This is a genomic window from Rathayibacter sp. AY2B3, from assembly GCF_002931755.1.
In the GTDB taxonomy this organism is placed as follows: Bacteria; Actinomycetota; Actinomycetes; order Actinomycetales; family Microbacteriaceae; genus Rathayibacter.
Map to the genome: position 1 here is coordinate 1 of NZ_PSUG01000085.1, position 2,830 is coordinate 2,830.

Sequence of the window (2,830 nt, forward strand, 5' to 3'; positions counted from 1 at the left end):
CCCTTGGCGACGAGGACCTTCTGACCCGACTTCGCCGCGGCCTGGCTGAACAGCGAGGCGGGGCGGGCGTGGAGGCCCTTCGACGATGCAACCTGCACGACAGGAACGAGCACCCATGACGCTGTCCACTCCTCAGACCGCCTACGCCTCCGCCAAGCTCCAGGGCACCGGAGTCGGACGCGGGCTGGCCCTCGGGCCGGTCCTGCGCATGCCGGAGCCGCTGCCCGAGCCCGAGGACACCGCCAGCACCCGCAGCGTCGCCCAGGAGGAGGAGCGCGCCGTCTCGTCGCTCTCCGCGACCGCCGCGACCATCCGTCACCGCGGCGAGCGGGCCGGCGGCTCGGCGAAGGACGTCCTCGACGCCCAGGCCCTGATGGCCGAGGACCCGTCCCTCGCGGACGACGTCAAGGCGCGGATCGCCGGGGGCAAGACCGCGGAGCGCGCCGTGCACGAGGCCTTCGCCGGCTTCCGCGACCTGCTCGTGGCGATGGGCGGCTACATGGCCGAGCGCGCGACCGACCTCGACGACGTCTCGCATCGCGTCGTGGAGCACCTGCGCGTCGTCTCCGATCCAGGCGTCCCCGCGTCGGACCAGCTCTTCGTGCTCGTCGCCCGCGACCTCGCCCCGGCCGACACGGCGCTGCTCGACCTCGAGAAGGTCCTCGGCCTGATCACCAGCGACGGGGGACCGACCTCGCACACGGCGATCCTCGCCCGGGAGAAGTCGATCACCGCCATCGTCGGCACCACCGGCGCCCTCGACCTGCGGGACGGCCAGCTCGTCATCCTCGACGCGACCTCCGGCGTCGTGACGGTGAACCCCTCCGACGCCGAGATCGGCGCCGCGAAGTCCTCGATCGCCGAGCGCGCCGAGGTGCTCGCCGCGCCGGTCGTCCCGGGCGGGCTGGCCGACGGCCACGCCGTGCCGCTGCGCGCGAACCTCGGGTCGGCCGACGGCGCTGCGAACGCGGTCGAGCTCGGCGCCGAGGGAGTGGGACTGTTCCGCACCGAGTTCCTCTTCCTCGACGCGAAGGAGGCGCCCTCGGTCGCCGAGCAGGCGGAGCAGTACACGCGCCTGCTCGCCGCGTTCCCCGGCCGCAAGGTCGTCGTCCGCGCGCTCGACGCCGGCGCCGACAAGCCGCTGAGCTTCCTCAACGACGACCACGAGGAGAACCCTGCCCTCGGACTCCGCGGACTGCGCGCACTCCGCGCCAGCGAGCAGATCCTCCGCGACCAGCTCACCGCGCTCGCTCAGGCCGACGCCGCCACCGACGCCGACCTCTGGGTCATGGCGCCGATGGTCGCGACCGTGGACGAGACCCGCTACTTCACCTCGATGGCGCGGGAGCTCGGCATCCGCACCGCCGGCGTGATGGTGGAGGTCCCCTCCTCCGCCCTGCTCGCCGACCGGATCCTCGGAGTCGCGGACTTCGCCTCGATCGGCACCAACGACCTGACCCAGTACACGCTCGCCGCCGACCGCATGCTCGGCACGGTCTCGGCGTTCCAGGACCCGTGGCACCCGGCCGTGCTCCGCCTCGTCGGCGAGGTCGGCCGCGCGGGGGCGGCGTCGGCCTGAGCGAGCGCGGTGAGCTGGTCGCGGAGGATCTGCTCGCTGGCGCGGAGTGCGCGCAGTCCGCGGAGTCCGAGGGCAGGGTTCTCCTCGTGGTCGTCGTTGAGGAAGCTCAGCGGTTTGTCGGCGGCCGCGTCGAGCGCGCGGACGACCACCTTGCGGCCCGGGAACGCGGCGAGCAGGCGCGTGTACTGCTCCGCCTGCTCGGCGACCGAGGGCGCCTCCTTCGCGTCGAGGAAGAGGAACTCGGTGCGGAACAGTCCCACTCCCTCGGCGCCGAGCTCGACCGCGTTCGCAGCGCCGTCGGCCGACCCGAGGTTCGCGAGCAGCGGCACGGCGTGGCCGTCGGCCAGCGCGCCGGGGACGACCGGCGCGGCGAGCATCTCGGCGCGCTCGGCGATCGAGGACTTCGCGGCGCCGATCTCGGCGTCGGAGGGGTTCACCGTCACGACGCCGGAGGTCGCGTCGAGGATGACGAGCTGGCCGTCCCGCAGGTCGAGGGCGCCGGTGGTGCCGACGATGGCGGTGATCGACTTCTCCCGGGCGAGGATCGCCGTGTGCGAGGTCGGTCCCCCGTCGCTGGTGATCAGGCCGAGGACCTTCTCGAGGTCGAGCAGCGCCGTGTCGGCCGGGGCGAGGTCGCGGGCGACGGGCACGAAGGGCTCGTCCGACTCGGGGACGCCGGGAGCGGCGACGCCGCGCAGGTGCGCCACGACGCGCTGCGAGACGTCGTCGAGGTCGGTCGCGCGCTCGGCCATGTAGCCGCCCATCGCCACGAGCAGGTCGCGGAAGCCGGCGAAGGCCTCGTGCACGGCGCGCTCCGCGGTCTTGCCCCCGGCGATCCGCGCCTTGACGTCGTCCGCGAGGGACGGGTCCTCGGCCATCAGGGCCTGGGCGTCGAGGACGTCCTTCGCCGAGCCGCCGGCCCGCTCGCCGCGGTGACGGATGGTCGCGGCGGTCGCGGAGAGCGACGAGACGGCGCGCTCCTCCTCCTGGGCGACGCTGCGGGTGCTGGCGGTGTCCTCGGGCTCGGGCAGCGGCTCCGGCATGCGCAGGACCGGCCCGAGGGCCAGCCCGCGTCCGACTCCGGTGCCCTGGAGCTTGGCGGAGGCGTAGGCGGTCTGAGGAGTGGACAGCGTCATGGGTGCTCGTTCCTGTCGTGCAGGTTGCATCGTCGAAGGGCCTCCACGCCCGCCCCGCCTCGCTGTTCAGCCAGGCCGCGGCGAAGTCGGGTCAGAAGGTCCTCGTCGCCAAGGG

At 73.9% G+C, this 2,830-nt stretch carries 1 protein-coding gene and 1 pseudogene; one reads left to right on the top strand and one right to left on the bottom strand.

Annotated features, from left to right (window positions below; genetic code table 11):
* The first annotated feature begins 115 nt into the window (after positions 1-115).
* Positions 116-1,579 carry a phosphoenolpyruvate--protein phosphotransferase gene (ptsP, locus tag C5C24_RS17290; RefSeq protein WP_104305556.1) on the top strand — a complete coding sequence of 488 codons (1,464 nt, stop codon included), beginning with the start codon at positions 116-118 and terminating at the stop codon, positions 1,577-1,579.
* 47 nt (positions 1,580-1,626) lie between these two features.
* Here ptsP and C5C24_RS17295 read toward each other — a convergent pair.
* Positions 1,627-2,745 (bottom strand): annotated as a pseudogene (locus C5C24_RS17295) (putative PEP-binding protein); the annotation flags it as partial.
* Positions 2,746-2,830: the final 85 nt, after the last annotated feature.